Annotated in this window: 20 protein-coding genes, 2 tRNA genes and 3 pseudogenes; 12 read left to right on the forward strand and 13 right to left on the reverse strand. The window is 72.0% G+C overall.

All coding sequences use genetic code 11. From position 1 onward, the window contains the following. Positions 1-15: 15 nt before the first annotated feature. Positions 16-106, reverse strand: a tRNA-Ser gene (locus tag ABZ823_RS05075). A gap of 269 nt (positions 107-375) precedes the next feature. On the opposite strand from ABZ823_RS05075, the gene ABZ823_RS05080 reads away from it, so the two are divergent. Both ABZ823_RS05080 and ABZ823_RS05085 read left to right on the forward strand, forming a co-directional pair. Next, entirely contained in the window at positions 376-855 is a 480-nt protein-coding gene (locus ABZ823_RS05080; protein WP_361653780.1) for an SSI family serine proteinase inhibitor, read from the forward strand. Between the two features lie 187 nt (positions 856-1,042). Then, entirely contained in the window at positions 1,043-5,374 is a 4,332-nt protein-coding gene (locus tag ABZ823_RS05085) for a PAS domain-containing protein (RefSeq protein ID WP_361653782.1), read from the forward strand. A 177-nt stretch (positions 5,375-5,551) separates the two neighbouring features. Here ABZ823_RS05085 and ABZ823_RS05090 read toward each other — a convergent pair whose 3' ends face one another. From ABZ823_RS05090 to ABZ823_RS05105, 4 genes and pseudogenes are all read right to left on the reverse strand, one after another. Continuing rightward, the gene (locus tag ABZ823_RS05090) at positions 5,552-7,195 is read right to left on the reverse strand and encodes a long-chain fatty acid--CoA ligase (RefSeq protein ID WP_361654740.1); all 1,644 of its coding nucleotides are present in this window, start codon (positions 7,193-7,195) and stop codon (positions 5,552-5,554) included. A 111-nt stretch (positions 7,196-7,306) separates the two neighbouring features. Further along, positions 7,307-7,882, reverse strand: a complete 576-nt coding sequence (locus ABZ823_RS05095; RefSeq protein ID WP_361653784.1) for a SigE family RNA polymerase sigma factor — start codon at positions 7,880-7,882, stop codon at positions 7,307-7,309. A gap of 303 nt (positions 7,883-8,185) precedes the next feature. Further along, a pseudogene (locus ABZ823_RS05100) lies at positions 8,186-8,416 on the reverse strand (hypothetical protein); the annotation flags it as partial. Positions 8,417-8,634: 218 nt separating this feature from the next. Continuing rightward, positions 8,635-8,946: a hypothetical protein gene (locus ABZ823_RS05105; RefSeq protein ID WP_361653786.1), complete on the reverse strand. Its 312-nt coding sequence runs from the start codon at positions 8,944-8,946 to the stop codon at positions 8,635-8,637. Between the two features lie 347 nt (positions 8,947-9,293). On the opposite strand from ABZ823_RS05105, the gene ABZ823_RS05110 reads away from it, so the two are divergent. Together ABZ823_RS05110 and ABZ823_RS05115 are read left to right on the forward strand one after the other, a co-directional pair. Then, complete coding sequence (locus ABZ823_RS05110; protein WP_361653788.1) at positions 9,294-10,166, forward strand: bifunctional DNA primase/polymerase; 873 nt, start codon at positions 9,294-9,296, stop codon at positions 10,164-10,166. A gap of 171 nt (positions 10,167-10,337) precedes the next feature. Then, positions 10,338-10,481, forward strand: coding sequence for a hypothetical protein (locus ABZ823_RS05115; protein ID WP_361653790.1), 144 nt, complete (start codon positions 10,338-10,340; stop codon positions 10,479-10,481). Between the two features lie 928 nt (positions 10,482-11,409). Here ABZ823_RS05115 and ABZ823_RS05120 read toward each other — a convergent pair. Together ABZ823_RS05120 and ABZ823_RS05125 are read right to left on the reverse strand one after the other, a co-directional pair. Further along, the gene (locus ABZ823_RS05120; RefSeq protein WP_361653792.1) at positions 11,410-11,865 is read right to left on the reverse strand and encodes a MarR family transcriptional regulator; all 456 of its coding nucleotides are present in this window, start codon (positions 11,863-11,865) and stop codon (positions 11,410-11,412) included. Then, positions 11,862-12,356 carry a MarR family transcriptional regulator gene (locus ABZ823_RS05125; protein WP_361653794.1) on the reverse strand — a complete coding sequence of 165 codons (495 nt, stop codon included), beginning with the start codon at positions 12,354-12,356 and terminating at the stop codon, positions 11,862-11,864. The genes ABZ823_RS05120 and ABZ823_RS05125 overlap by 4 nt, the downstream gene beginning before the upstream one ends. 98 nt (positions 12,357-12,454) lie before the next feature. Here ABZ823_RS05125 and ABZ823_RS05130 point away from each other — a divergent pair. Then, positions 12,455-12,546 (forward strand): annotated as a pseudogene (locus tag ABZ823_RS05130) (GntR family transcriptional regulator); the annotation flags it as partial. A 175-nt stretch (positions 12,547-12,721) separates the two neighbouring features. Here ABZ823_RS05130 and ABZ823_RS05135 read toward each other — a convergent pair. From ABZ823_RS05135 to ABZ823_RS05145, 3 genes and pseudogenes are all read right to left on the reverse strand, one after another. Then, a tRNA-Ser gene (locus ABZ823_RS05135) sits at positions 12,722-12,806 on the reverse strand. Between the two features lie 190 nt (positions 12,807-12,996). After that, positions 12,997-13,407, reverse strand: a pseudogene (locus ABZ823_RS05140) (GNAT family N-acetyltransferase); the annotation flags it as partial. Positions 13,408-13,539: 132 nt separating this feature from the next. Next, on the reverse strand, positions 13,540-15,009 hold the full coding sequence (locus ABZ823_RS05145; protein WP_361653796.1) for a trypsin-like peptidase domain-containing protein: 1,470 nt from the start codon (positions 15,007-15,009) through the stop codon (positions 13,540-13,542). A gap of 278 nt (positions 15,010-15,287) precedes the next feature. Between ABZ823_RS05145 and ABZ823_RS05150 the strand changes: the two genes are divergently transcribed. The 3 genes from ABZ823_RS05150 to ABZ823_RS05160 all read left to right on the forward strand — a co-directional run bounded on the left by ABZ823_RS05150 (position 15,288) and on the right by ABZ823_RS05160 (position 18,231). Then, the gene (locus ABZ823_RS05150; protein WP_361653798.1) at positions 15,288-16,097 is read left to right on the forward strand and encodes a glycerophosphodiester phosphodiesterase; all 810 of its coding nucleotides are present in this window, start codon (positions 15,288-15,290) and stop codon (positions 16,095-16,097) included. A 368-nt stretch (positions 16,098-16,465) separates the two neighbouring features. Continuing rightward, positions 16,466-16,966 (forward strand): ATP-binding protein, encoded by a 501-nt coding sequence (locus ABZ823_RS05155; protein WP_361654742.1) that lies wholly within the window; start codon positions 16,466-16,468, stop codon positions 16,964-16,966. Positions 16,967-17,265: 299 nt separating this feature from the next. Beyond that, positions 17,266-18,231, forward strand: coding sequence for a DUF5926 family protein (locus ABZ823_RS05160; protein ID WP_361653800.1), 966 nt, complete (start codon positions 17,266-17,268; stop codon positions 18,229-18,231). Between the two features lie 259 nt (positions 18,232-18,490). Here the strand turns inward: ABZ823_RS05160 and ABZ823_RS05165 are convergent, their stop codons facing one another. Together ABZ823_RS05165 and ABZ823_RS05170 are read right to left on the reverse strand one after the other, a co-directional pair. After that, on the reverse strand, positions 18,491-19,099 hold the full coding sequence (locus ABZ823_RS05165; protein WP_361653802.1) for a hypothetical protein: 609 nt from the start codon (positions 19,097-19,099) through the stop codon (positions 18,491-18,493). Between the two features lie 56 nt (positions 19,100-19,155). Beyond that, positions 19,156-19,821, reverse strand: a complete 666-nt coding sequence (locus ABZ823_RS05170; RefSeq protein ID WP_361653804.1) for a bifunctional DNA primase/polymerase — start codon at positions 19,819-19,821, stop codon at positions 19,156-19,158. Positions 19,822-20,302: 481 nt separating this feature from the next. Between ABZ823_RS05170 and ABZ823_RS05175 the strand changes: the two genes are divergently transcribed. From ABZ823_RS05175 to ABZ823_RS05185, 3 genes are all read left to right on the forward strand, one after another. Next, positions 20,303-21,820, forward strand: a complete 1,518-nt coding sequence (locus ABZ823_RS05175; RefSeq protein WP_361653806.1) for a PP2C family protein-serine/threonine phosphatase — start codon at positions 20,303-20,305, stop codon at positions 21,818-21,820. Positions 21,821-21,914: 94 nt separating this feature from the next. Continuing rightward, positions 21,915-23,393 (forward strand): aminopeptidase P family protein, encoded by a 1,479-nt coding sequence (locus tag ABZ823_RS05180; RefSeq protein ID WP_361653808.1) that lies wholly within the window; start codon positions 21,915-21,917, stop codon positions 23,391-23,393. A gap of 74 nt (positions 23,394-23,467) precedes the next feature. Beyond that, a complete protein-coding gene (locus ABZ823_RS05185) occupies positions 23,468-24,880 on the forward strand; it encodes a PLP-dependent aminotransferase family protein (RefSeq protein ID WP_361653810.1) in 1,413 nt (470 codons plus the stop codon). Between the two features lie 39 nt (positions 24,881-24,919). Here ABZ823_RS05185 and ABZ823_RS05190 read toward each other — a convergent pair whose 3' ends face one another. Beyond that, the gene (locus tag ABZ823_RS05190) at positions 24,920-25,375 is read right to left on the reverse strand and encodes an ATP-binding protein (protein ID WP_361653812.1); all 456 of its coding nucleotides are present in this window, start codon (positions 25,373-25,375) and stop codon (positions 24,920-24,922) included. Positions 25,376-25,620: 245 nt separating this feature from the next. On the opposite strand from ABZ823_RS05190, the gene ABZ823_RS05195 reads away from it, so the two are divergent. Then, a complete protein-coding gene (locus ABZ823_RS05195; RefSeq protein WP_361653814.1) occupies positions 25,621-26,448 on the forward strand; it encodes a hypothetical protein in 828 nt (275 codons plus the stop codon). Positions 26,449-26,551 lie beyond the last annotated feature (103 nt).

A 26,551-nucleotide genomic window follows, 5' to 3' on the forward strand; every position in this document is an offset into this window, starting at 1 on the left:
CTTCGGGATCAGGTGCGGAGGCGGAGGGATTTGAACCCTCGATGGGCTTTAAGGCCCAAACCGCATTAGCAGTGCGGCGCCATAGACCGGACTAGGCGACGCCTCCAGCACAACCGCCCGCGCGAGCGCGAATGGTGCGTGCAGATGATGACACAGCCGAGTGGTGTGTCACCAATCGACCCCCACGGTACTAGGCAGGAAGGCCACAGGGCAAAGCACAGGGCCGCTGACCCGGGGCGGGATCCACTGGGGGCGCGTCGGAGATCGTCTTGCCCCACCTCGCTCCCCCGAGGGCCCGCGATTCGACACGGCAGCCACCTGCGCCACTCGGGTCACATCCGCAACCGGCCCGACCCCGCCGCCGTTAGTCAGGGCATGGTCCAGCTCACCTCGCGCGCCGCGCTCCTCGGGGCCGTCGCCGTTCTTGCCGCCGTCGCGGCGCCCGCCCCGGCGAACGCCCACGGCACCCCGCCCCTGCCCCGCGGCGACCAGCTCGTCATCACCGTCCGGCACGCCGGGCACGCCGACGGGACGTATCTGCTGCACTGCCACCCGTCGCGCGGCAGTCATCCGAACCCCGCCGCCGCCTGCACCACGCTCGACCGGCGGACCATCTGGGGCCGCGACCCCTTCGCCTCGGTGCCGCCGCGCGCCGTGTGCACGATGCAGTACGGCGGCCCTGCCACCGCGCACATCTTCGGGACCTGGGCCGGGCGGCCGGTCGACGCGCGGTACGACCGCCGCGACGGCTGCCAGGTGGCCCGGTGGGACAGCCTCGTGCCCTTGCTGCCGGACGTGCGTTCGCGGGAACGGCAGCACCGGAGCGAGGCCGGCGCCGGGGCGCGTCCGAGCTGACACCGGGGTTCCGCTCGGCGACCTGCGCGGTCACAGCTTCTGCGTCACTTCCGCGTGCGACCTCCCTCTCATCCGGCGCCGCGGGCCGGGCCACTGCCCGTAGACTCCCTCGCGTGACACGCCGCGGGCCGGTTGGCAAGATGGCCCTCGCGGTCAGCAAGGTGCGGTAACAGGGAGGAAGCGTCTCGTGAGCAGCAGGCCATCCCGAGGCGCTGCTCGCCTCGCTGCCATACTGGACGCGCTTCCCGACGCTTTGGTGCTGGTCAACGCCAACGGGACGGTCGTCAACGCCAACACCATCGCCCTGGAGGCCTTCGAAGCGCCCGGTACCGCCCTGGTGGGGCGGGGGCTGCTCGACCTGCTGCCGCAGTTCGACTCTCGGCTGATCCCCGGGTCCATGCGGCGGCCCGACTCCATGGATCCGCACGGACGCACCAAGCCGACCCGGATGACGGCGCGGCGCACCGACGGGAGCGAGTTCCCCGTCGAGGTCACGAGCGCCAACCTGGAGGACGGCCGGCAGGCCTACGACGGCTACGGCTACACCGGCGACGAACTGCTCATGCTCGTCGTCCGTGATCTCTCCGGCACGGTCGACACCGAGGCCGAACTCGCTCGCTCCCAGCGGCAGACCGAGATGATCCTGCGGGCCGCGGCCGAGGGCGTGGTCGGCACGGACACCGACGGGCGGATCGTGCTCGTCAACCCCGCCGCCGCCCAGATCCTCGGCTACCGGGCCAGCGACCTGGGTGGCAAGGAGCTGCACACTCTCGTCCTGCACTCCCGCGAGGACGGCTCCCCCTTCCCGTACACGGAGTCGCCGCTGCACGACACCCTCCGCTCCGGGCGCAAGCACCGGGTGCGCGGGCAGGTGCTGTGGTCCAAGCCCGGGGACAAGGTGCCGGTCGACCTGACGACCTCGCCGGTACGCGACGGCGACCAGATCGTCGGCGCCGTGATGACGTTCACCGACCGGCGCCCGTTCGACGGGCTCGTCGCCGAGAAGGAGGCGGCCGACCAGGAGCACCGGCAGGAGCTGGAGCGGGTCGCCAAGGAGCACGAGGAGGAGCTTCAGCGGCTGCGCGAGGAGCATGCCGCCGAGCTCGCCGAGCTGCGCGAGCGGCACGCTGAGGAGATCGCGGCGGGCGAGGAGCGCTACGCCGCACTCGGCGAGCGCGAGAAGGACCGCTACGAGGCGCTGACCGCCCGGCACGATCAACTGCTCGCCGTGCTCGGCCAGTCACTGCGCGGTCCCCTCGACGAACTGCGCGGTGATCTGTCCAAGCTCGCCGCGGACGACGCCGGCCAGCTGTGGCCCGAAGCCAACCAGGTGCTCCACCATCTCGCGGCCGGCTACTCGCGGATCACCACGCTCGTCGACAACGTCCTCGGCTACCAGCGGCTGGACGCGGGTGAGGACGAGCTCGTACGGACCACCGTCATGCTCGACGCTGTCGTCGCCGCGGGTGTCGACGGCGCCGTCGAACTGATCGGACCCGGACGCGTCCAGTTCGCCGTGCACGCCCCGCCCATCGAGGCCGAGGTCGATCCGCAGCGGCTCGCCCAGGCTCTCGCGCACCTCGTCGCGGACGTTGCGGGCGTCGACGCGACGGGCAACGCGCCCGTCTCGGCGGGCGGTTACCTGGACAACACCGTCGTCGTGGCGGCCGCGCAGCGCGGCGAGGTCGTGCGGATCGAGGTGCGCGGCCCGTACGCCGGGGGAGACCCGGTGCACGAGCCGATCGTCGCCAGGATCGTGCGCGCGCACGGCGGTGTACTGCAGACGCACGAGGTGCCGGGGATGAGCGGCAGCGCGTATGTGCTCGAGGTGCCGCTCGGAGGCGGCGCCGGGGCGGTCGCGGCACCTCAGGCGAAGACGACCGCGCAGGGGTCCGGAGGCGAGATCGCGCAGATCGCGCCGCCGGAGCAGCCCGCGCAGCAGGGTGGCGGACGGCGACGGGCCCGCCGGTCCTCCGTGGACGCCTTCCTGGAGAGCGAGGTGGGCCCCGAGTCCGCCTCGTCCTCCGAGCCCGCCGCGGTGACGCCCACCGGGCGGCGCAGACGGCGCGCCGCGGGGGAGCCGTCCGCCGAGGCACCGGTTCCGGCGCAGGCGGCCGAGGGCGAGAACGCGCTGGAGGCGGCGTCCGGCGGCACGGGACGACGGCGCGGGCGGCCGAGCCCCGCCGAGGGCGTCTCCGAGGGCTCGGTGGTGACCGCGGCGGAGCATGCCGCCGGGGCCCCGGCGTCGGCCACCGGACTGGGGGAGGCCGTACCACCGCGGGGAGTGCCGGTGCCCACGGGCCGACGCGCCCGCCGGGACGAGCCGCAGGCGCTGCCGCCCGCGCTGCCCGCGGCGTCCGGTACGCCGTCCGCCCAGGACCCGGATGCCGGCACGACGCCGACCGGACGTCGTCGGCGTGCCCTGGCCGCCGCGAACGAGCGGGCCGCCGCCGCGGATTCCGGTGCCCGGACCGTGTTCGCGCTGCCCCCGGCCGAGGCGGACCGCACGCCGCAGCAGTCCACTCCCGTTCCCGGCCCTGCCCCCGTTCCCGGCCCGGCGGACGAGGGCCGTCATGACCCGGTGGCGCACGACTCGGCCGACGACCACACCCCGCCGCAGCCGCATCCGGTGGCCGCGCCCACGGGCCGCCGTCGCGCCCGCCCGGACGGGGCGGACGCACCCGGAACCGCGCCTGGTGTGCCCCGACCGATGCCCCCGGCCACCGGTGGGCCCGGACCAGTGGTGCCTCCACAGGGGACGCCCGGGCAGATGAACCCGACGGTGCCCGCGCAGGGTGCGCCCGCTCCGGGGGGTCCGCAGCCCGTCCCTGCCCAGGGCCTGCCCGCGCCCGCGGCGCCTTCGCCGACCGTGCGCCCGCAGGGACTTCCGGCCCAGGGCGCACCGGTGCAGCCGGGTCGGCCCTTCCCGGCCCAGGGTGGGGCGGACAGGCCCGGCGCCGGTGAGCGGTCCGGGCCCGTGGCGCCGGGTCGACCGGCCCCCGCCCCCGCTCAGCCCGGTCCCGGGCAGGCCCCCGCCTCGCCTCCCGCTCAGCCCGCCGTTCCCGGTCAGCCCCCCGCCGCTTCGATGCCCGCGGCACAGGCGCAGCCCGCCCCGCAGCCGGTGGTGCCCGCCCAGGGAACGCCCGCGGGCGGCGTCCCCGTGGCGGCCACGCCGACGCCGGTGCCTCCGGGGCCCTGGTCCGGTTCGGGCGAGACCTCCGGAGCCAGGATGCCGCTGCCGCAGGCCACGCCGTCGGCGGGCACACCGCTGCCTCCGGAGCGCGGCACCCAGCCGGGCACCGCTCAGCCGCGGACCGCCCAGCCGAGGACCGCCCAGCCGAGGGCCGCTCAGCCGCTGCCGGCCGAGGCCGCCGCGCCCATGGACCACAACTCGACGCAGGGGCGGGCGATCAGCGTACGGACCCTCGGACAGGGCGTGCCCTTCGCGCGTCAGGCGGCGGCCCAGCCCCAGGCCCAGCCCCGCCCCCAGTCCGCGACACCTCCTCCGCACCCGTCGAACGGTGCGGGTCGTCGCCGCAAGCTCGGAACGCCTCCCGCGTCCACGGGCGAGCGCCCGGAGTCCGCGGCGCGTCCGCAGTCCGCCTCGGCTCCGCTCCCAGGGCAGCCCTCACTGGCCGGGGAGTCCCGTCTGGCCGGAGCCACCGAGGGTCCCGGACGGTCGTACGCCATAGGGGCCCCGGATGTGAACGCCGACGAGGGTCCCGAGCCGCTCGACGGACCCGGCGGCGCCGTGGAGGTCGCCGACCACCCCCAGTCACGGCCGCTGGACGACGAACTGCCCCCGGAGCCGCTCGACAACCCGCGCCGGCTGCTCGTGTGGCCCGCCCCGGACGTGACGACCCAGCAGGCGCTCAGTGACCGCGGCTACCGGCCCGTCATCGTCCACTCCCGTGAAGAGGTCGACGCGCAGATCGCCGCCTTCCCGGCCGCCCTCTTCGTCGACCCGCTCACCGGACCGATCACCCGGACCGCGCTCCAGTCCCTGCGCCAGGCGGCGGTGGCCGCCGAGGTTCCCGTACTGGTCACGGCGGGACTCGGGCAGGCGACGCGTGAGGCGGCGTACGGCGCCGACCCGGCCGTACTCCTGAAGGCACTGGCCCCGCGGGACTCCGAGCAGCACCCGCCGCGCGTGCTGCTGATCGAGGAGCACGCGGAGATCGCGCTGGCCCTCACGGCGACCCTGGAGCGGCGTGGCATGCAGGTCGCGCGGGCCGCGTCGGACGCGGACGCGGTCACGCTTGCGGCGCAGATGCGGCCGAATCTGGTCGTGATGGACCTGATGCAGATGCACCGCCGACGGGCCGGAGTGGTCGACTGGCTGCGCGCGAACAACCTGCTCAACCGCACCCCGCTCGTCGTCTACACCGCGGCCGTGGACCAGGCGGATCTGCCCCGGCTGGTCTCGGGGGAGACGGTGCTGTTCCTGGCGGAGCGGTCGACGAGCGCCGAGGTGCAGGAGCGGATCGTGGATCTGCTGGCACGCATCGGCACCAACTGAGCATCGACGGTGCACCGATGGTGCATCGACGGAGTACCGGCGGAGTACCGCCCGAGTGCCGGGCGGAGCAGCAACTGAGTTTCCTTGTGAGGGGCTTACCGGTTCAGATGTCGTGTGGGGCGCTGTTTCACGTGGAACAGCGCCCCACAGCCGTACTCAACGTGCCCGCGAGCGGCCTTAGATGAGCGTGACGTCCAGCTCGCCTGCCGCGTACTGCCGGCGCAGCAGCTTCTTGTCGAACTTGCCCACACTCGTCTTGGGCACCGACGTCAGGATCGTCCAGCGTTCCGGGAGCTGCCACTTGGCGATCCTCGTCTCCTCGGCGAGGAAGGACCGGAGGGCGACGAAGTCCGCGGTGGAGCCGTCCTGAAGCACGACGATCGCCAGCGGACGCTCACCCCATTTCTCGTCGGGCACGGCGACGACGGTGGCCTCGGTGACCTCCGGGTGGGACATCAGCGCGTTCTCCAGGTCGACCGAGGAGATCCACTCGCCACCGGACTTGATGACGTCCTTGGCACGGTCGGTGAGGGTGAGGAAGCCGTCGGGGCTGATGGTGCCGACGTCCCCGGTCTTGAGCCAGCCGTCCTCGCTGAACTTGTCGCCCGGGCGCAGGGGCTCCGCATCGGGGCCGTTGTAGTACGCGTCGGCGATCCACGGTCCGCGTACCTCCAGCTCGCCAGCGGACTCGCCGTCCCAGGGCAGCCGTTCCCCGCCGGCACCGGTGAGACGGGCCTCGACGCCGGCCGGGAAGCGGCCCTGCGTGACCCGGTAGGCGAACTCCTGCTCCGTGCCCACCGTGTGGGCGGGTGGCCGGGCGACCGTGCCGAGCGGGGAGGTCTCGGTCATGCCCCAGGCGTGACAGACACGCATGCCGAGCTTGTCGAAGGCCGCCATGAGCGAGGGCGGACACGCCGAACCGCCGATGGTGACATTGCCGAGGGACGTGACGTCCCGGGGTCGGGCGGTCAGCTCGGCGAGCAGACCCTGCCAGATGGTGGGGACGGCGGCGGCGTATGTCGGCCGCTCCTTCTCGATCATCTCGGCGAGCGGCACGGGTTGCAGGAAGCGATCCGGCATGAGCAGATTGACGCCGGTCATGAAGGTGGCGTGCGGCAGGCCCCAGGCGTTGACGTGGAACTGCGGGACCACGACCAGTGCGGTGTCCATGTCGGTAAGGCCCAGCGACTGCGCCATGTTGCACTGCATGGAGTGCAGGTAGACGGACCGGTGGGAGTAGAGGACGCCCTTGGGGTCGCCGGTGGTACCGGAGGTGTAGCACATGGAGGCGGCCTGGCGTTCGTCCAGCTCCGGCCAGTCGTAGGAGGTCGGCTTGCCGGCGAGGAGGTCCTCGTACTCGTGCACCTGGGCGGAGACGCCCGCGAGCAGCGAACGGTCGCCCGGGCCGGACACGACCAGGTGCTCGACCGTCTTCAGATGCGGCAGCAGCGGGGCGAGCAGCGGCAGCAGGGAGCCGTTGACGATGACGACCCGGTCGGCGGCGTGGTTGGCGATCCACGCCAACTGCTCCGGAGGCAGGCGCAGGTTGAGGGTGTGCAGCACTGCGCCCATGGAGGGGATCGCGAAGTACGCCTCGACGTGCTCCGCGTTGTTCCACATGAGGGTGGCGACCCGGTCGTCGTCCCGGACGCCGATGTCCTCCCGCAGGGCGTGCGCCAACTGGGCCGCGCGGGCGCCGATTTCGGCGTAGGAGCGACGGTGCGGTTCGCCCTCACCGGTCCAGGTGGTCACCTGAGACGATCCGTGGACCGTCGACCCATGGGTCAGGATCCTCGAGATCAGCAGCGGTACGTCCTGCATCGTGCTCTGCACGGCGTCCTCCCGGGGCGACGTTGCCTAAGCGGTAGTAGGGGGTTGCGCTGATTCTGCGCACATACCGCGTGGTATGTCACTACTCCCCGGGATGATCGATCAGTGTCCGGGCCGTGATGTCCAACGCACCGGCTCCAGTTCGGCATCCTCACGGAGCTTGCCCAGGGCCCTGGACACCGCGGACTTCACCGTGCCGACGGAGACGCCGAGCACCTCCGCCGTCTGGGCCTCGCTCAGGTCCTCGTAGTACCGCAGGACGACCATCGCCCGCTGACGTGCGGGAAGCTTCATTATCGCCCGCCACATGGCGTCGTGCAGCGCCTGCTCCTCGGCCGGATCCGCGGCGGGCATCCCCTCCGGTTCGGGCAGCTCGTCGCAGACGAACTCGTCGACCTTGCGCTTGCGCCACTGCGAGGTCCGCGTGTTGAGCAACGCCCGGCGCACATACCCGTCGAGCGCGCGGTGGTCCTCGATCCGGTCCCACGCGACATAGGTCTTCGCCAGGGCGGTCTGCAGCAGGTCCTCCGCGTCGCTCGGATTCGCGGTCAGCGACCGGGCGGTACGCAGCAGCACCGGCTGGCGCGCCTTGACGTACGACGAGAACGACGGGTAGGGAAGGGTCTGCCTCGCTGATGCAGCGACGTTCGGAGCGCTGGTGCAGACGGGTGTGGTCATGGCTCCACGCTAGGTTCGCCGCCCATTGCCGCGGATCGGCCGCAGGTCCCGAAGCGGCCTCCCCCTCAGGTTGTATGCGGGGGGTCGTCCCCACCTCCTGAAGGTGGACGGGCCGGGGCCGGTGTCTGAGGGTTCCCCCCTGAGGGACGAGTACCGGGGCAGCCGAAAGCGGCGACGAAGCGGTGGAAATACGCCCCCGGGTTCGTCGCCGCGTACCCGCGGTCCACCACGGCCACCTGGTCGAACGCCTCGGGAGTCAGCCCGTTCGCGCTCAGGTACCGCTGGGCCGCTCGCCGTACGCCCCGCGCGTACCGCGTGTCCGGAGAGAGCGCCCTTCGTCCACGCCTGGAGCATGGTGGGCGGGGCGATGGCGTCCGGACCGGTGTACGCGGGGTTGGTGTCGCCCATCGCCTCGCACCAGGGCCGGATCACGGGGGCCTGGACCCGGTCCTTGCCGGCACCCGCGACGGCCGCGGGCCGGCCCTGGTACGCCTTCAGCCGCGCGGCGAACGCGGCTTCGCCCGCGTCACTCATCGGCTTCCTCTCTCCGGGAGCACGGCTTCTGTGACCTTCCGTCAGCTAATGATGGCTGTCAAGGGAGCGGCACCCCGGGGAAGCCCGGGGGGCACGCGCGCGTGAGCGCCGGAAAACGACCGCGCGACGGTACCGGAGTACCGCCGCGCGGACGTGTGATGACCCAAGAAAGCACCCAGGCGGACATCAGGGCCGACGACGGCGCATCGGCCCCCCGCTCACCACAGGCGGGTGAAGTGGATGAGCACGGTCTGGCTCCGCTGGTTGATGGCCGTGAACGCGGAGCGGTTCACCTGGGCCGTGTTGCTCTGGTTCGAGGCACCGGTGCCGACCGCCTGTTGCTGTGTGGTGGACGAGTTTCCGTTGTTGTCGCGGCCGACGCCGCTGCCGGTGATACTCGCCGCCGCCGCGTTCGATCCGTCGTCCGCGAAGGCGCCGTTGTCCGCCGAGGCGACGCCCGTGAAGAGGGCGGCCGCAAGGGGCAGGGCCGCGACGGCGGCGAGGACGCGGGCGGTACGGATGCTTGCCATGTGTTTCCTCCAGAACCCTGTACGTGTCGGCCGGATCGCCGATGCGTACGTGAAGTACGGCTGTTCCCAAGGCAGTTGGCCGACCGCCTCGGACAGTGCACGACGTCGCGACTCCAGAGTTGCCCACCGCATCACCGGCGAATCACCCCTGAAGCCGCGATTCGCCCGCAAGCGTGAGGATCAATCGATAAACCCCTTTCGCGACACTTCTCGTCGGCGGACCGGACGGTTGGCCGGTCAAGGCCGCCGGATCCCGTACACCCCAAGGGAGGAAGCCGTCTCGGCGACACCCGCCGGGCACCCGCCCCCCTCTTCCCTTTTTCGAACGTACGTACGAACATGGAGCCATGGCCACCATCGACCGGCAGGCCACCACCCTGGCCCTCGCCCACGCCTTGTCCGCCGCGGAGCGTGGACTCGCGGTGATCCCACTGTCCCGGACGAAGCTTCCGGCCCTGCGCTCCCCCCACCGCGACGACCCCGATCCGGCGGCCCGCATGTGCCACGGCGAGTGCGGCCGCTTCGGCCACGGGGTCTACGACGCCACGACCGACCCCCGCCGCATCCGCGCGCTGTTCGCCGCGGCGCCCTGGGCCACCGGCTACGGCATCGCCTGCGGCCTGCACCCCCACCATCTGATCGGCATCGACCTCGACACCAAGTCCGGCACGGACTCCTCGGCCGCACTGCGCGAACTGGCACTGCGCCATCTGTTCACCATCCCGGAGACGGTCGTCGTCCTGACCCCGAGCGGCGGACGTCATCTGTGGCTGAGCGGGCCGCCGGACGTCGTCGTCCCCAACTCGGCGAGCCGTCTGGCCCCCGGCATCGACGTCCGGGGGGCCGGCGGCTACTTGGTCGGCCCCGGCTCACGCACCGAGCACGGCTCCTACGGCACGGCGCCGGGCACCGCGCACCTGGCGCCCGCGCCCTGCCCGCCCGCCCTGTTGCACCTGCTCACGCCCCCGCCCCGCAGCCGGCACCCCGCACCCTCGTCGACCGGGCGGCACGGCCAGGGCCTGGTCCAGTTCGTCCTCGCCGCGCACGAGGGCCAGCGCAACACCCGCCTCTTCTGGGCCGCCTGCCGGGCATACGAGAACGGCATCGGACCCGACCTCGCCCCCGCCCTGGTCGACGCGGCGATCCGCACCGGCCTCACCCAGCGCGAGGCCCGCTCGACGGTCGCGTCGGCGGCACGGATGACGGGGCAGCGAGCCTGACCCGGCGCAGGGGCCTGCCTTCGCTCCTCCGCACGCCGGCATCAAGGCACCATCGTTCCGCTTGTTCGCCGACTCGGACCCGAGGTAATTTCACGCCCTGCTGCGTCCGTGGTCGTCGCCCCCACGTCGAGCTTCCGGCAGAACTCGCCGGCGTGGTAGCAGTTACCGGCGTTGGATCGGATACTGCACAACTGCGTCGTGGTGGAGCTGCCCGAGGAGGACGGGCCGGCAGCCGTCGACGTGCTTCCGCCCGAGCTGGAGCCAGAGCTGCCGTTCGAGGACGAGTCGTCACCGGAGTCGGGCAGCGGCGGATAGGCGCACGCCTCGTTCGTCTTCAGAACCGCGAACGTGACAGTCCCGTTGCTCTTGGCCCCAGCATCAGGCCATTGAGAGCACACCTTCCAGTCACCGAGGTGAACCGGATTACGGTCCAGGTCGCTCAGGTCTGTGTACGTCACCGACCTGACGTGGTGCTTGTGGGCGTCTGCCACAGCCTTTGCAAGGTTCCAGTCCTGGTAGTCGCTCACCGACGCCGTGGAAGGCGGCTTCTGTGAAGGCGACAGAGACGCGGAGAGGGGCGAGGAGGATGTGGCCGAAGGAGAGGCGGTCACGCCAGGCAACGCTTTTGGCTTGGCGGATGCGGCCTTGACCTGGTCCCCGCCAGCGCCCCCGCGACGATGGCGAACCAGGCCACAAGCCCTACCACCAGGCCTCCGTAGGTCAGGAGGCTCTTCTTCGCTCTGTTCTTCGTGTTCTGAGCAGCGTTGGATTCGGTGGGCTTCCTGTCGCGGACATGCTGGACAAGTCGCTCCCGTTCCATCTCCGGGCGTCGTGGCGGGGGCAGGGTGATGCGCTCGGGGATCTTGTCACGGGTGGACTGCTCGTTGCGTGACAACCAGTCGGAGAAGAGCGCGTTCAGTTCTGCACGGCGTGCTTCCCGAGCCGCCTGCTGCGCCGGTGGGGATCCGACGCAGGGAACGGGAACCGGCGGGACCAGTCACTCTTGTGGCAACGCGCGCAGTTGGAAACGCCTTCGTCCTTGACGCGCATCAGCCGGCCTATACCGTGTCCGCAATGTGGGCACGTGTGCCTCACTTCGACCATGCTCCCCCTCCGGTGACCTGCACATGCTAATGCGCACTTCAACGTCGTTGTGTTTGGTCGGTGAGTGGTTCGCCGAGGCGGTGATGACGAAGAAGGGGACGTCTGGTGGATCACTTGCGTTGAGCAAGATGATCAGCGGTCAGGCGGTCAGCGCCGCGAGCTCCGCGTTGGCGCGCTCGGTGACCAGGGTGAGGACGCGGCCGGCGACGGCCAGGTCCGCGGCGGGTATCCCGCCCCAGATGCGGGCGCTGACGGGGGCGGTTTCCGCGCCGACGGCGGCCATCAGCGCGCGCCCTGCATCTGTGAGGCGAAGGTGCGCCCCGTCCGCGACGAGCAGCTGTTTGGCCAGCAACTCGTCGACAGTGGCGCGGATGTCGGCCGGAGCGGCCTTGAGGGAGTCCTGGACCTGGGTGACGAGATCGTCCGGCGTCTGCGGGGCGTCGGTGGTGAGGGCGGCGCGCAGGGCGACCTGCTGCTGGAACGTGATGCCGTGTCGGGCCAGGACGTGCTCCAGCACGCCGCGGGCGGCGTAGTGGGCCAGGGCGAGGGTGCGGGCGCCGGCGACGGGTTCGGTGGTGGATGCAGTGGTGGTCATGATGTTGCCCCCTGAGTGCTGTCGTCGTTCGGTACGGATGGAGTGAGAGGTACGTCGAGCAGGGTCGTCAGCTCGTCGGTGAACGCGCGCGTTCGCGGGGCGTCGAGGCCGCCGAGCGGCTCCAGCAACTGCTGAAGCAGTGCCTGGACCACCGTGATGGCCTGCCGCGTGATGGCCTGGCCCTGCTCGGTGAGGGCGAGCTGTACGGCACGGGGGTCGCGGGGGTCGCGGGTGCGCTCGATCAGACCGGCCGACTCCAGGGCTCGCGCCAGCTTCGAGACGTACAGCGCCTCCAGGCCGGTGTGGTCGGCGAGTCGGCGCTGGCTGGGCCGCTCACCGGTGCGCTGCATGCCGTACAGCGACGCGACCAGTACGTACTGCGCGTGTGTGAGACCCAGCGGAGCCACCGCGCGATCGACCGCGACGCGCCACTTGTTGGCGAGCCGCCATACCAGGAAGCCGGGCGTGGGGCCCGGTGAAACCTTACCCATGGCGGATAGAGTACATGGCTACTATGTCCATGGCTACTATTTTGGGGTGAACGCGGCGGCGCACCCCGAACAGACCAAGGACGCCGACACTTGAGTGCAGCGACCAGGGGCGGCCCGTGGAGACGGCGGACATCGTGGTGCCCGCCGCTCACTGCGAGAGATCGTCTGCGAGATTCCGACCAACCGGTAGCCGACGGCGTCCGCCGTCCCGCGGATCTTCTCGAGCCGCGTTCAGGCCGTGCCTCGCGCGTGCCTCTCGCGTGCCCGACCGGGCGGGAGGCCACGGGGAGACACGGTGGCGAGCGGGCGGCGCCCAGCACCACGGCCCCCGACCGTCATGCCTGGTCAGGGGCCGTCGACCTGCGCGGTGGGTGTGGGATTTGAACCCACGGTGGCTTGCGCCACGACGGTTTTCAAGACCGTTCCCTTAGGCCGCTCGGGCAACCCACCTGGGCCCCGTCCCACCTGGGGCGGAGCGGCTACAGCCTACCGGCCTCACGCCTTGCGCGGGGGCCATGGTCCACACGGGGTCCACTGGCTCCGTTGCCGGGCCTGGGTACCGTCGAGGGTGGAAGCCCCGGCGGATGGAGCCGATGCCTCGCCGCTCGCTGGACCGCCGGCGCCTCACGCCCAGGGGTTCTCAACCGGCTTCCGGTGCGGCATATGAGAAGTCGTACACGGCCCGGTCGGTGAGCGTGCGATAGCCGAGGCGGTGGTGGACAGCGTTGCTGGTGGGGTTGGACAGATCCGCGAACAGGACGACCTCCCTCGCGCCCGCGGCCTGCGCGGCCCGGCTCACCTCCGCCGTCACGGCGCCCGCGTAGCCGCGACCACGTAGGTGGGTGTCGGCCCACGTGTCGGCGTCGATGGAGACGTCTTCCCCGACGGCCTCGGCGAACTAGCCGCACCCGAACAGGACTTGTTCAAGATCCTGCTCGCCCAGGATGCGGCCTCGGCCTGCAGGCAGCGGCTGTGGAGGGATGAGCGTGCCGAGGCGGTACATGCGGTACATACGGAGCCTTGTGTCGCGGAGTTTCGGCGTCGCCCCGGTGTACCCCTCAGGACCCGCGCCGAAGGGGTGCCCCTCAGCGAGAGGCACCCCTTCTGACCAGCACGTCGATGACCTGCGGCGTCGGTGGGATGCGAACCCGCGGTGACGAACCGATGTCGCGGGCCTGCGGGCTCAGCTGTCGCCGGCGCGGGAGCCGAGGGTCACGTCGACCGTGTGGGACTTTCCGTCACGCTCGTAGGTGATGGAGACCTTGTCCCCCGGCTTGTGGGTCCAGATCTCGCCGATCAGGGTCGGGCCGCTGTCGATCACCCTGTCGTCGAGCTTGGTGATCACATCGCCCGGCTTGAGGCCCGCCCTGTCCGCCGGGCCGCCCGGCTCGACCGCGGCGGAACCGGCCGCGCCCTGGTCGCTGATCTTCGCCCCGCCGCTGTTCTCCTCGAGCGAGACGGAGGCCCCGATCTTGGCGTAGACCGGCTTGCCCGTTTTGATCAGCTGCTGGGCGACGTACTTGGCCTGGTTGATCGGGATCGCGAAGCCCAGGCCGATCGAACCGGACTGGCCGCTGCCGCCGAGGCCGCTGCTGCCCGTGGACTGGATGGCCGAGTTGATGCCGATGACCGCGCCCTGGGCGTCCAGCAGGGGGCCGCCGGAGTTGCCCGGGTTGATCGAGGCGTCCGTCTGGAGGGCGCTCATGTAGGACGCCTTGGTGGAGGAGCTGCCGTCGCTGGAGGCCACCGGCCGGTTCTTGGCGCTGATGATGCCCGTGGTCACCGTGTTGGACAGACCGAAGGGGGCGCCGATCGCGATCGTCGCGTCGCCGACCGAGACCTTGTCGGAGTCGCCGAGCGGCAGCGGCTTGAGGTCCGACGGGGCGTTCTTGAGCTTGATCACGGCGACGTCGTAGCCCTGCGCGTGCCCGATGATCTCGGCGTCGTACTTCTTGCCGCTGGGGAAGGTCGCCGTGAGCTTGCCGCCGTCGACCGCGTCCGCGACCACGTGGTTGTTGGTGACGATGTGGCCCTGGGTGTCGAAGACGAAGCCCGTGCCGGTGCCGCCCTGGCCATTGGTGCTCTCGGCCTCGATGGTCACCGTGCTCGGCAGGGCCTTGGCGGCCACGGCCGCGACGGAGCCGTTGTCGTGCTTGACGTCGCCGCCGCTGGTGGCGGCGGACACGGTCGTCGAGCCGGAGTCGTCGTTCCTGGCCAGCTGGTAGCCGATGCCGCCGCCCACGCCCCCCGCGACCAGCGCGGCGACGAGGATCGCAGCGACCATGCCGCCACGGCCCTTCTTCGGCTTCGGGGCCGGCTCCTGGTACGAGGCGCCCCAGACGCCGGCCGCACCGCCGCCGCCCGCATCGCCGGGGACGACCGGAGTAGGCGGCGGCCAGCCCGCGGCGGCCGAGGGGGTGCCGGGCTGCCCCGGAGGCATGGGCGGGAACTGCGCGGTCGGCGCGCTCTCCGGCTGGGAGGCGCTCGGCGCGTACTCCGGGGGCGGAGTGCTCCCCGCGTGCGGGCCGGGCGCCGCTGCGGACGACGCGTGCGCCCCGGGAGCCGCGCCCGAGGCGGAAGCGGGAGCGTCCACCGGCACGGGAGGTGCAGACGGGGCCGGGGGTACCGCAGTGCCCTCGTTCTCGGTGCTCACAGCTCTTCTCCTCGTTCCACGGCTGTTCCAATGGGTCGCACTCGGCCGCATGCGCTCACCCTGCGAGACGCCGGGCGCGTTCACCTATGCCAGTCTTTTGTACGCCGTCAAGCTTTTCCCACGGGACGTCAGGGCACCATAAGCGGCGGCTGTGGGTCCGCCCGTTCCCTTTATATCGGACCAGTCCGAACAAAAATCTGCATCCCCGACACCTCGCCGATACCGTCGCGTCGCCTCCCGATCCCACGCCTTCCCCTTGACGGTGGCACCATGACGCGGTGACCCACGCACGACAGCACCTGGTCCAGGTGGTCGCCCACCGCGGAGCCTCAGAAGAGGCCCCCGAGCACACCCTGGCCGCGTACAAGAAGGCGATCGAGGACGGTGCCGACGCCCTCGAGTGCGACATCCGGCTGACCGCGGACGGGCACCTCGTCTGCGTCCACGACCGACGCGTCAACCGTACGTCCAACGGCCGCGGCGCGGTCTCCGCCCTGGAGCTGGCCGACCTCGCCACCCTGGACTTCGGCTCCTGGAAGAGGAGCGACGAGGAGCCCGACTGGGAGCACCGTCCGCAGGACCCCGAGGACACCTCCGTCCTCACCCTGGAGCGTCTGCTCGAACTCGTCGCCGATGCCGGGCGCCCCATCGACCTGGCGATCGAGACCAAGCACCCGACGCGCTGGGCGGGCCAGGTGGAGGAGCGGCTGCTGGTCCTGCTGAAGCGATTCGGCTTGGACGCCCCGGCGTCCCCGGCCGAGTCGACGGTGCGGGTCATGAGCTTCTCTGCCCGCTCGCTGCACCGCGTACGGTCCGCGTCCCCGAACCTGCCGACGGTCTATCTGCTGCAGTTCCTCTCGCCCCGGCTGCGGGACGGACGGCTGCCCGCGGGCGTCCGGGTCGCGGGCCCCTCGATGCGGATCGTGCGCAGCCACCCCACGTACATCCAGCGGCTGAAGCGGGTCGGCCACCAGGTTCATGTGTGGACCGTGAACGAGCCCGAGGACGTCGACCTCTGTCTCGAGCTGGGCGTGGACGCCATCATCACCAACCGCCCGCGCGCGGTGCTGCACCAGCTCGGCCGCTGAGCGGTGCGCGCTGCCACACGCCGGGCAAGCCGGCGCGTCGGACCCGCCGGGGAGGCCATCGCCTGAGGCTTCCCGGGGACTGCGTCGCCTGGGCCCCTTGGGGCTGCGCCGCCTGAGGCACACGCCCGGGGTTCCCTCGCCTGTGAAGCGCCGGGAATTCCGCCGCATAAGGGACCGAAACCAGCCAACTGGTGACGGGGTGTGCACCGGCGCGTTCGCTCCGTGTTCGACCGTTAGCGGTGCGTCAGCACAGGTGCACGGTCCGGTTTCCAGGCCATTCCCATGGGGCATTCACACCGTGGCGTGGGGCGAAGGAGGTCTCGGGGGTGGCGTTGGTGGTGGCACAGGAGGTGCCCACGTCGTCGAGCATGGCCGTACCCCATGGTCCTGCGGGCGTGGGGGAAGCAAGACATCGGATGCGCGATCAACTGCGAACCGGTGGCGTGGCGGAATCGGTCATCGACGATGCCGTACTGATCCTTTCGGAACTGCTCAGCAATGCGTGTCGCCACGGCAGACCACTGGGCGACCGCCTGCCGGGAGACGGGGACGTACGCGCCGCGTGGCGCGTCGACGCCTCCGGTCGGCTCACGGTCGAGGTGACGGACGGCGGTGGCCCCACCCGTCCGGTCCCCTCGACCCCGTCGGTCACCGCGCACGGCGGCCGCGGACTGAACATCATCACGGCCCTGGCCGAGGACTGGGGCGTCCGGGACGACGTCCACGGCGAGGTCACGGTCTGGGTGGTCGTCCAGGACGACATCGGCTCGGCGCACCGGCGCGACGATTTCGCTACGCGTGTCACGGCCCCCTCCGTGTCGGAGATCCCCGGCCTGGGCTTCGCGGACGCGTTCGACGATCTGGACTGAGACGGTACCGGGAGCCGACACGCCCACGAACGCTCCCGACAAGGATCGGGACAGCTGGAAGGCCGCTGTCGCGGACCCCCGCCGACCGGAATCCGAACGGCCGGAAACGCCCCTTCGCCCGGCGGGCGGCCGGGCCCGGAGAAGGCGGCCGGCACCCGCCCGCCCGGCACCCTCCGACCTGGAACGGAGCACCGCTTCAAGGTCGCCCCGGTGCGTTGTCCACAGGATCCCGTCGGGCGTCGTGGGAGCGGCTAGGCTCGCGCCCGTACGAAACGAGCCGTAACCGGGAGACACCCACGATGGCCAAGAAGCGACCCCAGACCAAGGCCAAGCGCCCGCAGCTCACGGACGATGAGATCCCGGTCGTCGGCGCCCGTGAGCCCTGTCCCTGTGGCGGCGGCCGCCGCTACAAGGCCTGCCACGGCCGGGCCGCCGCGCACGCGGTGACCGAGCTGGTGCAGCGCCCGTTCGAGGGGCTTCCGGGCGAGTGCGACTGGATCGCGCTGCGCGAGCTGGTGCCCGCGGCGACAGTCGAGCTGAAGCTCAGGGACGAACTCCCCGAGGAGGTCCCCTCGGTCACGCTCGTCACGGTCCTGCCGATGGCGTGGCCGGCCCTGCGCCGCGACGACGGCTCGGTCCTGCTCGGCCTCCAGAACGACACGGCGTCGGGTGACATCAGCCGCGACCTCGCCGACACACTCCAGCGCGCCCTGTCCGCCCCGCCGGGCACGCCGGTCCAGGGCCGCCGCGCACCCGCCGACGGACCGCGGCTCCAGGATCTGCTGGACCCCGAGGGTCCCTTCGAGCCGGTCGTGCACAGCGGCTTCGAGTTCTGGGTCCCGGACGCGGAGAACGCGACGCCGGAGGTGGCCGCCTCCCTGGAGCGGGCCAACGCCGCTGCCATCCCGACCGTGAAGCTCGAGGGCGTCGACGCCGCCTACTGGTGCGAAACCCCCGAGAAGAACCACCTGCGGTGGGTCATGCCACACCCCGAGGAGCGGCTTCTGGACGCTCTCGCACGGCTGCACGCGGCCGGGCAGTCGAGCCTCGGCGAAGGCACCCGTCTGGTCGGCTCCTTCCGAGCACACGGGCTCACGGTGCCGGTTTGGGACCTGCCGAGCGAAGTGAGCGCGCAGGACATCGAGAAGCCGGCCGCCGAGTTCGCCGAGCGCCTCGCCGCCGCCCTGGCGTCGGACACACCGCTCACCGCGGACGAGCGCCGGGCGCGCGGCGGGCTGACCAACCGGCAGGTGACGCTCAGCTGACGCACCGCCGCCGCCTGACCGACCGGTCAGGCGGCCCGGGGCGCCCCGCACAGGTGACTCCCGTCACAAGTCGCCGTCGCGACAGGTAAATCCCTGTCCGAATAGCCGACATCGAATTTGCGAACCGCCGATCTCTTGTTACCGTTCCAGTAGCCCGGTTGCTGGTGCATCCCCCGTCGCCAGCAACCGGGTCTTTCCATGTGGCACGTGTGCGCACTCCGTCGCGCACGGCCTTCAAATGCCTTCAGCGGCGGGCGGGTTACCGCTCGCTCGACTCGGGCCGTTCGCTCCCGCTGCGCAGCAGCAGCGGTCCACCCCCGTCACCCCGGGCGAACTCCGCCACCGCCGCATACGCCCCCGGGTCGCCCGTCAGGTGCTGCCGGGGTGTCTCGCAGGCCTTCGGGTCGTCCGCCGCGGCGACCACGCAGTGCATCTCGACGGTGCGCCCGTCGGGCCCCATGAGGCTCAGGACGGAACCGAGGCGCTCGCCGCTGGCGTTGCGGTAGTACGTACGCGCCCAGATGTCCCCCTCCCGAATCAGCACGCATGTCTGCGCCTCGATGCCGTCGCCGGAGGAGAGCGGGGATCCGCAGCGGACGGCGGTGGCGAGATGGGGGCCCAGCAGCAGCGGGGAACGCGCGGAGACCGACCGCTTCGCGTCGTCGTGCGCGGGCGTGTGGGCCGAGGCCCGGTCCGCTTCGCCGACCGGTCCGGCGGAGGCCACGGTGAGCGGCAACGCGGCCACGGCCGCGACCACGCCCAGAAGCGCCAGCAGCCGGAGCCCCCGGGGGTCGGGCAGGCCGGGCCCCTGCGTGTCCTCTCCGGGGCCGAGCGCCCGTTTCCCGTGTCCCCCAGGACCAATCAGCATGAGGGCGAAGATATCCGCCGATCACGGGCGCCCGGTTCGGCGCGCGCCCGACGCCCCTACAACTCGGGGGCGCTCACACCCTTACGAGTGAGGGCCTCCACGGCTGCGTCCACGACGGCCTCCACGTCCGGGACCCAGGGGGAGGCGGAGCCGGGCAGCGGGGCACGCTCCCAGCGGATCTGTCCGTGGCCGGTCTCGGACGGCGGGAGGGCCAGATAGCCGCCCTCGCCGTGGAAGTGCAGCGAGCCGGGGACGAAGTCCTGCGCGTAGAGCAGTTCGCCCAGTTGTTCCATGGAGTACGGCGCCACGAGGATCGCCCAGCGGTGCGGCCCCGCCACGACCGGGCCGAGACGCATGCCCTTCCGGTCGAGCGCGGCTAGGGCGCGCGAGGCCGCGAGGGCGGGCAGGCTCACCGCGCACGGCGCCCTTCCCCCGGTGGCCAGCACGATCGGTGCGGACGGGCGGTTGGTCCACCACCAGCGCACCATGCGCTCGTCGATGGTGGCCGCCAGCAGTCCGGGGTCGAAGGGGTGCGCTCCGGGCACCGTGCACTCCGGATCGGGGCATCCGCAGCGGGCACGTCCCTGGGGGTCGGGTGCCACACCCGGGAGAACGGGCCACTGCCATTCGGTCGCGAAGGTCAGGGCCGCGCTGATCAGCTCGGGCTTCCCGTCGCTCCGCCTGGACAGGAGCCTGCGTCGCCTTCCGAGGATCTCGCGCATGAGCGCTCGTTCCTTTCCGTTGCACGCCTGGCAACACCGAGGGCCACATCACACCATGTGTCGATCACTTCACTGTGCGTACCTACTGGCGCATCACACCCTTGTCGCGGACAAGGGGAACCCCATGGGCCGAGCGTTGGCTGAGTCCGCGTCCATAGTGCGCCCATGGACAAGCATGGGCATGGCGTGGGGTGGCGGCGCCTGGCGATTTGCCGTCCCGCTCTTACTCGCCGCCTCCGCCACGGGAGGATGGGGCTCGGTCGTCGGTGGTTAAGACGCCCGGGTCCGGCGCCAGGTTCCGGGTGATCCCCAACCACCCCTGGCCTTCACCGAGTACGTACCCATCACGACCGCTGTGACGCTCCGTCGAACAGGGCCAGTCGACCGCAATGGCCCGATACCCCAGGCAGTTTTGAGCCAACTTTGGTTTCACGCAAGAGAGTAAGCAAGCCCCACGGACACCAGGAATCCCAGCAGGACAATGCTGGACATCCCCTCACGAGTGCGTGTACATGTGGAGACACCGCTAGCGGCGCAGATTGACATGGGGGTTTGCGATGCTATCGAGCAATACGCACCGGTTCGAAAGCCGGACGCCATGAACGCCCCTCACCCTCCGAAAGTGGCCGGAATCGATTCAACGGTTCCCCCGCCCGCACACACTGTCGCGCCGACGCCTGCCGTCACGGGTGGTCCCTCGGCCGCCCTCACCGCCCCCGCCGGGCCCGGAGCCCTACTCCAGGACCGGCTCGCCGGCTGGGTCTCCGATCTGACGACCCTCCACGAACTCACCGAACGCCTGGCGCGCACGGACTCACTCGCCGATGCGCTCCAGGAACTGCTGCGCGCCGGAGCCGCCCTGGTGGGCGCCCGGCGCGGTCTCGTCGTACTGGAGCCACGCGATGGCCTCGGCCCCGACACCACGATGGGCCTCGGCCTCGCCCGCGCCGATCTCGGGCACATCGAGACCGTGCCGCGCAGCGCCCTGTCGTACGGCAGGATCCTCGACGGACTGCCGGGCGGCGAGCGCGAGATCGCCCAGCCGGACCTGTTCTCCGAGGACGGGCTCGACCCCCGCCACCGCGAGGTGGCCGCCCGGCTCGGCTACGCGGCGAGCTACGCGCTCCCCCTGTCCAGCGACGCGGCCGGCCGTATCGGCGCCGCCGTGTGGCTCTACGACGAACCCGCCGAGCCGGTCGAACGCCAGCGCCACCTCGTCGGCCTGTACGCCCGCTACGCGACCGAACACGTGGCGCGAATGGTCGAGATCGAGCGCACGCGCGCGTGCCTGACGACGATCTCCGAGGAGCTGCTGCCCACCCGGCTGCCACGGGTCGCCGGCGTCCAGCTGGCGGCTCGCCGCCGCACGGGTCCCCGCGGGGGCGGCGACTGGTACGACGCGCTGCCGCTGCCCGATGCCGCGCTCGGCCTCGCGGTCGGTTCCGTGACCGGGTCCGGGCCCGGCGCGGTCGCCGCCATGGGACGGCTGCGGGCCTTTCTGCGCGCCTACGCCGTGATGGAGGGCGAGGACCCGGTGGCGGTCCTGTCCGACCTGGAGCTGCTGCTGAGGCTCACCGAGCCCGCGCGCTGCGCCACCGCGCTGTTCGCGTACTGCGAGCCCGCGCTGCGCAGGCTCACGCTCGCCGGCGCCGGACACAGCCCGCCGCTCGTGATCGGCCCGCGGCGCACCGAGTTCGTCGAGACCTCCCTGTCGGCGCCCCTCGGGATGCTGGCCTGCTGGGAGGCGCCGAGCATCGAGCTGACCGCGGAGCCAGGCGAAACCGTCCTGCTGTACACCGACGGGCTGCTGCGCCGCACCGGAGACTCCCTGGACCGCGCCTTCGCCCGGCTGCGCGCGGCGGCCGCCGGCGTGCCGAGGCCGCTGCGCGCCGATCCGGGCGCGGTCGCCGACCATGTGCTGCGCACGGTGCTGCCCGACGGCCTGGACGAGGCGGACAGCACGGAGGACGTGGTGCTGCTGGCGGCGCGGTTCGAGTGAGGCCACGGCTGCCTTCGGTAAGAGGCGCTCCGACCCTGGGCCCCCTTCTGTACGACCGTACGATGGTGGGGGCCCAGTGCCGTATCCAAGGAGGATGACCGTGGCGGACGAGCTCACTCCGGCGACCCCGGACGAGACCGAAGAGCCGATCAAGCAGCGCAAGAACGGCCTGTACCCGGGCGTTTCCGACGAGCTGGCCGAGAACATGAAGTCCGGCTGGGCCGACACCGAGCTGCACGACCTGCGGCCGATCGCCCAGACCGCCGAGACCGCCGCCCGCCGCGCCGCCCTGTCCGCACGCTTCCCGGGCGAGCGTCTGGTGATCCCCGCGGGCAATCTGAAGATCCGCTCGAACGACACCGAGTACCCCTTCCGCGCCTCCGTCGAGTACGCCTACCTCACCGGCAACCAGACCGAGGACGGCGTCCTCGTCCTGGAGCCGGCGACCTCCCCGGACGGGAAGAGCGGCCACAAGGCGACGATCTACCTGCTGCCCCGCTCCGACCGTGAGAACGGGGAGTTCTGGCTCTCCGGCCAGGGCGAGCTGTGGGTCGGCCGCCGCCACTCGCTCGCCGAGGCGGAGCAGCTGTACGGCATCCCCGCGTCGGACGTGCGCGAGCTGCCCGAGAAGCTGAAGGAGGCCAGCGGCCCGGTCCGCGTCGTCCGCGGCTACGACGCCGGCATCGAGGCCGCGCTGCACGACAAGGTCACCGCCGAGCGCGACGAGGAACTGCGCGTCTTCCTCTCCGAGGCCCGCCTGGTCAAGGACGACTTCGAGATCGGCGAACTGCAGAAGGCCGTCGACTCGACCGTGCGCGGCTTCGAGGACGTGGTGAAGGTCCTCGACAAGGCGGAGGCCACCTCCGAGCGCTACATCGAGGGAACGTTCTTCCTGCGGGCCCGCGTCGAGGGCAACGACGTCGGTTACGGCTCCATCTGCGCGGCGGGCCCGCACGCCTGCACGCTGCACTGGGTGCGCAACGACGGCCCGGTCCGCTCCGGCGACCTGCTCCTGCTGGACGCGGGTGTGGAGACGCACACGTACTACACGGCGGACGTCACCCGCACGCTGCCGGTCAACGGCACCTACAGCGAGATCCAGAAGAAGATCTACGACGCCGTGTACGAGGCCCAGGAGGCCGGTATCGCGGCGGTGAAGCCGGGCGCCAAGTACCGCGACTTCCACGATGCCGCCCAGCGGGTGCTGACCGAGAAGCTGGTCGAGTGGGGTCTGGTCGAGGGCCCGGTGGAGCGCGTCCTGGAGCTGGGCCTGCAGCGCCGCTGGACCCTGCACGGCACGGGCCACATGCTCGGCATGGACGTCCACGACTGCGCGGCCGCGCGCACGGAGACGTATGTGGAGGGCACGCTGGAGGCGGGCATGGTGCTGACGGTCGAGCCGGGTCTGTACTTCCAGGCCGACGACCTGACCGTCCCGGAGGAGTACCGCGGCATCGGTGTCCGCATCGAGGACGACATCCTGGTCACCGAGGACGGCAACCGGAACCTGTCGGCGGGCCTTCCGCGGCGCTCCGACGAGGTCGAGGCGTGGATGGCGTCCCTGAAGGGCTGATAGGGACGGGAAGGGCCGGGTAACCGTTCGGCGGTGGGCGCCCGGCCTTTCGCATGAGCTACGGGGGGATGGCAATGGGGGACACGGAGCCTCGTTCCGTCGACGGCTTCTGGGCCGGGATAGGCGTCGATCAGCACCGTGGGCCGGAGGCGGCCGAAGGGCGCCGGGCGGGGCTTGAGCGGGCGCTGCGGGACGCCGTGCGGGACGGTCGGCTGGCACCCGGCACCCGGCTGCCCGCGATGAGCCGGCTCGCGGCCGACCTCGGCGTCTCGCGCGGCACGGCGAAGGCGGTGTACGACCAGCTGGTGGCCGAGGGGTACCTCACGGCCCGCCAGGGCTCGGGAACCCGGGTCGCCCGGCTTCCCTCCCAGACGCCCGCGGAGGGCGGCGAAGCTCCCCGGGCGGGTGCTCCCCGTCTCGACCTGCGGCCCGGCAGCCCGGACGTCGGGGCGTTCCCGGCGGCGGCCTGGCTGCGGGCGCTGCGCCGCGCGATCGCGACGGCACCCTCGCGTGCGTACGACTACGGGGACCCACGTGGCCGGATCGAACTGCGCACGGCGCTGTCCGGGTACCTGGGACGGGCGCGGGGCGTGATCGCGCCGCCCGAACGCATAGTGATCACGTCGGGGTATGTGCAGGGCCTCGCCCTTCTCACGCGGGTGCTGGACGGCGCGGACATCGCGATGGAGGACCCCGGGCTGCCGTTCCACCGGGACGTGGTGCGGCACAACGGCGGGCATGTCGTGCCGCTCGCCGTGGACGAACGCGGCGCCTGCGCGGGGCACTTGAGCGGGAGCGTGGGAGAGGCGGCGGCCGTAGTGGTCACGCCGGCCCATCAGTACCCGACCGGGGTGACCCTGCACCCCGAGCGGCGGCGGGCGCTGACAGACTGGGCACGGTCGCGGGGCGGGCTGGTCGTCGAGGACGACTACGACGGGGAGTTCCGCTACGACCGGCAGCCCGCCGGGGCGCTCCAGGGGACGGCTCCCGGCCACGTGGTGTACCTGGGCACGGCCTCCAAGACGCTCGGGCCCGCGCTGCGGCTGGGCTGGATGGTGCTGCCGCCGTATCTGGTGGACGCGGTGGCCGACGCCAAGCTGCACAGTGATCACCACACCGAGTCCATCGGGCAGCTGGCTCTCGCGGAGATGGTCGACAGCCATGCCTACGACCGGCACATCCGCGCCTGCCGACTGCGCTACCGGCGCCGTCGCGACCAGCTCGTCGATCGGCTGGGGGCGCGTTGGAACGTGCGGGGGATCGCGGCCGGGCTGCACGCGCTCGTCGATGTTCCCGACGAGAAGGCGGTGGTGGCGCGGGCCGAGGAGGAAGGGCTCGCGGTGGGGCGGCTCGGGGACCACTGGCACCCGTCGGACGGGGACCGGCCGCAGGGGCTGGTGATCGGCTACGGCACGCCCCGGGACCGGGCGTACGCGGAGGCGCTGGAGGTGCTCGGGCGGGTGCTGGAGGAGACGTCCGGACCCTGACGGCCGCCGGCACCTCAGGGCCGGCGGCGCCTTCGGGGGCTATACGACCGCCAGCGGGGAGCCCTTCTTCCACTTCAGGATCTTGTCGAAGCTCACCACCGCCCCGTCCCGCCCCGGCGCGTTGCCGATGTGGACGTGGTCGGCGAGCTCCTCGATGAGGCACAGGCCCCGGCCGTGCTCCGCCTCGGTACAGCTCGGCAGGGTCACGGAACGGGATCTGCCGACGGGGAAGCCCGGACCCGAGTCGGCGACTTCGATGCGGCACGTCTCGCCGTCGAGATACGCCGTGACCCGGTACGCCTCCGACATGCCGCCGCGGGCGGTGTCGCCGCCGTGCTCGACCGCGTTGGCGCAGGCCTCGCTCAGGGCGACGGAGAGGTCGTAGGAAATGTCCGGGTCGACGCCCGCGGTCTCCATCGTGCCCATCAGGAGCCGTCGGGCGAGCGGCACGCTCGCAGCCTCGCGCCGCAGTTGGAGTGACCACCAGATGCTCATGCTCCAGCCTCCTGGCCGCGGCTCGACATACCGTTACGTATTGCCGCCCGTGGGGGACGGCAATCGCTCGAGCGACGAGATCCCGCCCGTACGGCGGATGTGCCAGGGCCGGGAACCGGTGTATGCACGCAGCGCGCATCACCGGAGTGCGATCGTCCGGAAGCACCGCACCACAAACCACCCGAAAGCCATCTTGCGGACCTGCCGCATGCGCCCGGGACGGTCAGTGCGATGATGAGGCCGCCATGAGTGCCCCCCACCAGCGCACGGCGCGCAGCGGATGCGATCTGCGGATCCTGCGGGCCGCGGTGTTCGCCGCGGTCTGCGTCGTGCTGGCCGGGGCCGGGCACGCACTCGCGTCCTGCGCCACGATCCCGCTGTGGACGCTGGGTGCCGGCTTCCTCGGCGTGTTCGCCGTGACCGCCGCGCTCGCCGGGCGGGAGCGCTCCCTGCCGGGCATCGCGGGGCTCCTCGCGGTGGGCCAGACCGTGCTGCACACCCTGTTCGGGCTGGGGCAGCACTCCGGTGCGGCGTCGATGGGGCAGATGGCGTCGAACGCGACGGCCTCGGCCGATGCCACGCTCGTGGCACGGGCCGCGCACCTGCTGTGCGGCACCACCGCGGCGGCGCTCTCCCCCGCGCAGGCCCAGAAGATCCTCGCCGACGCGCGGCTCGGCACGGGGACGGACCTGGCCGCCATGCACCACCCCGCGGACGCGCTGTCGACCACGGCCGGTTCGTGGTGGTCGGTGCTGCCGTCCGTGTCCATGCTGCTCGGCCATGTCCTCGCCGCCGTCGCCGCCGGGTGGCTGCTGCACCACGGGGACCTGGCACTGCTGCGGCTCATGCGCCTGTCGGCGCACGGGGTCGCCGAAGGGGCGCTCGTACGGTCCCTGCGCTTGTCGTTCGCTCTGGTGCGCGCCCTGCTGGCCGGGCTTCCCACGACTCCCGCGGACGCGCGCGCCCCGCGCACCGCGTTCCTCGTACCGCCGAAGCCGCGGACCATCGCGCTGCGGCACGCGGTCATCCGGCGCGGACCGCCCTTCCCCGCTCCCTGCGCTCTCGCCGCCTGACGCGACGCGCCGCTCCCGTCCTTGCGGAGGGGCCGCCGTCGCGCGGCACTCGCGCGTGCCCGTGAGACGCCATGACCGTGGCGACCCCCGCGCACGCGCCCCT

The organism is Streptomyces sp. NPDC047079 (assembly GCF_040643755.1).
GTDB lineage: Bacteria > Actinomycetota > Actinomycetes > Streptomycetales > Streptomycetaceae > Streptomyces.

Coding starts and splice junctions, on each gene's coding strand:
- ABZ823_RS05080 (WP_361653780.1), top strand. CDS start 376: ATGGTCCAGCTCACCTCGCGCGCCGCGCTCCTCGGGGCCGTCGCCGTT.
- ABZ823_RS05090 (WP_361654740.1), bottom strand. CDS start 7,195: ATGCAGGACGTACCGCTGCTGATCTCGAGGATCCTGACCCATGGGTCG.
- ABZ823_RS05095 (WP_361653784.1), bottom strand. CDS start 7,882: ATGACCACACCCGTCTGCACCAGCGCTCCGAACGTCGCTGCATCAGCG.
- ABZ823_RS05105 (WP_361653786.1), bottom strand. CDS start 8,946: ATGGCAAGCATCCGTACCGCCCGCGTCCTCGCCGCCGTCGCGGCCCTG.
- ABZ823_RS05110 (WP_361653788.1), top strand. CDS start 9,294: ATGGCCACCATCGACCGGCAGGCCACCACCCTGGCCCTCGCCCACGCC.
- ABZ823_RS05120 (WP_361653792.1), bottom strand. CDS start 11,865: ATGACCACCACTGCATCCACCACCGAACCCGTCGCCGGCGCCCGCACC.
- ABZ823_RS05125 (WP_361653794.1), bottom strand. CDS start 12,356: ATGGGTAAGGTTTCACCGGGCCCCACGCCCGGCTTCCTGGTATGGCGG.
- ABZ823_RS05155 (WP_361654742.1), top strand. CDS start 16,466: ATGGCCGTACCCCATGGTCCTGCGGGCGTGGGGGAAGCAAGACATCGG.
- ABZ823_RS05160 (WP_361653800.1), top strand. CDS start 17,266: ATGGCCAAGAAGCGACCCCAGACCAAGGCCAAGCGCCCGCAGCTCACG.
- ABZ823_RS05165 (WP_361653802.1), bottom strand. CDS start 19,099: ATGCTGATTGGTCCTGGGGGACACGGGAAACGGGCGCTCGGCCCCGGA.
- ABZ823_RS05170 (WP_361653804.1), bottom strand. CDS start 19,821: ATGCGCGAGATCCTCGGAAGGCGACGCAGGCTCCTGTCCAGGCGGAGC.
- ABZ823_RS05175 (WP_361653806.1), top strand. CDS start 20,303: ATGCTGGACATCCCCTCACGAGTGCGTGTACATGTGGAGACACCGCTA.
- ABZ823_RS05180 (WP_361653808.1), top strand. CDS start 21,915: ATGACCGTGGCGGACGAGCTCACTCCGGCGACCCCGGACGAGACCGAA.
- ABZ823_RS05185 (WP_361653810.1), top strand. CDS start 23,468: ATGGGGGACACGGAGCCTCGTTCCGTCGACGGCTTCTGGGCCGGGATA.
- ABZ823_RS05190 (WP_361653812.1), bottom strand. CDS start 25,375: ATGAGCATCTGGTGGTCACTCCAACTGCGGCGCGAGGCTGCGAGCGTG.
- ABZ823_RS05195 (WP_361653814.1), top strand. CDS start 25,621: ATGAGTGCCCCCCACCAGCGCACGGCGCGCAGCGGATGCGATCTGCGG.